General features: G+C 73.3%; 1 protein-coding gene. It reads right to left on the reverse strand.

Features of this window, described 5'->3' with window-relative positions; translation table 11 throughout:
- Positions 1-183, reverse strand: a 183-nt coding sequence (locus FLV34_RS42090) for a hypothetical protein (protein ID WP_222709826.1), incomplete at its 3' end; no start/stop codon positions are given.
- Between the last annotated feature and the right edge of the window lie 188 nt (positions 184-371).

A 371-nucleotide genomic window follows, 5' to 3' on the forward strand; every position in this document is an offset into this window, starting at 1 on the left:
CGGGCCGATGACACCGTTTCCGGCGCGTTGGGCGACCCCGGCGCTGCGGGCGGCGCTGACGACCCCGACATCCCGGAGGAGTTCGACACCGGCGAGGCTGAGGCGGATGCCGGTGCGGGGAGTGATGCAGGTGAGTGCGAGCTGCGCGACACCGCAAGCACCGCCTCTGCTGAGGGCGACCACACCGTGAACGCCGCCTCCGCCGAGGGCGGCGAGACCGTGCCCGCCAAGGTCGGAGACGGCGACCGCGTTGCGGCCAAGTCTGGAACACCGCACACCGCGCGGCGCGCGTCAGCATGCCCTGCCGACGGTGACGGGCATGCGCACACAGCCCCTTCGGACACAGCCCCTTCGGGCGCGACGGCTTCGGG

It is taken from the genome of Microbispora sp. CSR-4 (assembly GCF_008033685.1).
Taxonomy (GTDB): Bacteria; Actinomycetota; Actinomycetes; order Streptosporangiales; family Streptosporangiaceae; genus Microbispora.